Source organism: Coprococcus sp. HPP0074 (assembly GCF_964238105.1).
GTDB lineage: Bacteria > Bacillota > Clostridia > Lachnospirales > Lachnospiraceae > Faecalimonas > Faecalimonas umbilicata.
Map to the genome: position 1 here is coordinate 1 of NZ_CAXSKS010000016.1, position 1934 is coordinate 1934.

1 protein-coding gene is annotated in these 1934 nt (G+C 41.6%); it reads left to right on the forward strand.

From position 1 onward, the window contains the following. Nucleotides 1–442: 442 nt before the first annotated feature. On the forward strand, nucleotides 443–1855 hold the full coding sequence (gene ltrA / locus ACESPO_RS13225) for a group II intron reverse transcriptase/maturase (protein ID WP_499788984.1): 1413 nt from the start codon (nucleotides 443–445) through the stop codon (nucleotides 1853–1855). Nucleotides 1856–1934: the final 79 nt, after the last annotated feature.

Below are 1934 nucleotides of genomic sequence, written 5' to 3' on the forward strand. Positions count from 1 at the left end.
TGTGTGCGCCTTGCGGCGCACGTCGCTAATGGATGAAAGTTCCTAATCCGCCCTAGTAGTGGGAAGGATACAGCCAAGACCAAGGGTGTCCTATTCATGGCAAGACTATGATTAACGTGAGGGGAATCTGAAGGAAGGTGGAGGCAAATCTCTGGTCTGACGAACAGAAATCACATCAGGCTATAGTTAAGGATAAGGTTGCACAACAAACCAAAGTCCAATAACTACTCGGAATTAACTGTAGTAAATGTGGCAGATATATGGAGAGAAAGTGACGTGTGGTACCAAGGGAGGTCTCGTCAGCGGAAAGAAACAAAGTATACCCACAGGGCACGATGTGAAATCCGTCAGTAACAACGAATGGCGAGAAGTCAGCAGAGGTCATAGTAAACCGATGATTGCAAACATCGGCGAAGGACTGAACTTTAGGAGATACAAGCTAATGAATGTAACTGAAAGTAGATTTAAGAATAGACAACTTCATATGGAAGACTATCTGCAAAGGGTATCTGCGGAACAGAAAGAGTATGCAGAAGTGTTCGACTACTCTAAGATTACTGAAAAGAGCGGTGTCATCACAGACTATTGGACGAACAATCTTTTGGATTTGATTTTGCGAAAGGAGAATCTTAATGGAGCCTATAAGCAAGTCAAAAGAAACAAGGGAAAAGGGGGAATCGATGGTATGCAGGTAGATGAACTTCTGCCCTTTCTAAGAGAAAACCAAGAAACCCTAATCCAAGAGATAAGGGAAGGCAAATATAAGCCGAACCCCGTTCGAAGGGTAGAAATACCCAAAGAAACAAAAGGCGAGTTTCGAAAGTTGGGAGTACCTACGGTTGTCGATAGAGTCATTCAACAGGCAATCGCACAGGAACTCTCGCCAATCTTTGAGGAGCAATTCTCAGAGAACAGTTTTGGTTTTAGACCGAAAAGAGGAGCACACGATGCTCTTAGACAATGCCAAAAGAATGTAAATGATGGCTATGTGTATGTAGTGGATATGGATTTGGAGAAGTTCTTTGATACCGTATGTCAGAGTAAGCTAATTGAGGTATTGTCACGAACTATCAAGGACGGCAGAGTGATTTCACTGATACACAAATATCTGAATGCTGGGGTTATAGCAAACGAAAAGTTTGAGCGTACAGAAGTCGGAATGCCACAAGGAGGACCATTGAGTCCGTTGCTCAGTAACATAATGCTAAACGAGATGGACAAGGAACTGGAACGCAGAGGACATAGATTTGTCCGTTATGCAGATGACTGTATGATATTCTGTAAGAGCAGAAAGAGTGCGGAAAGAACCTTGAAGAACATTATTCCGTTTATTGAAGGAAAGCTTTTCCTAAAAGTGAATAGGAAGAAAACAGAAGTGGCTCACATCAGCAAAGTCAAGTATCTCGGTTATACTTTTTATAGATACAAAGGCAAATGCAGATTCAGAGTACATCAAAAGGCAGTAGTCAAGATGAGAAATAAAATCAGAGAGCTTACTGATAGGAACAAAGGCATTAGCAATGCAGAACGAGAAAGAAAATATCAGGGGTATGTGCGAGGATGGGTAGAATACTTTAGACTTGCAGATATGAAAGGACTTCTTAAAACAACGGACAAATGGGCAAGGCGTAGGATACGAGCAGTCTATTGGAAACAATGGAAGAAAATTAAAACAAAGTATCGAATGCTGAAAGCATTGGGAATGGAACATTGGAAAGCAAAGGAACTTGCTTGTAGTAGAAAAGGATATTGGAGAATGGCGAAAGTCTTGAACCAAATCTTTTCCAAGAAAATAATAGCCAAGCTGGGATATACGTCCATGCTTGACTATTATCTGGTAGTTTGTGAAAACTAAGGAACCGCCGTATACGGAACCGTATGTACGGTGGTGTGGGAGGACGGTAAATAAAATAATTATTTACCTCCTACCCGAT

Excerpts from the sequence above, each read along its gene's own strand:
- ltrA (WP_499788984.1), top strand. The coding sequence starts at position 443 with ATGAATGTAACTGAAAGTAGATTTAAGAATAGACAACTTCATATGGAA.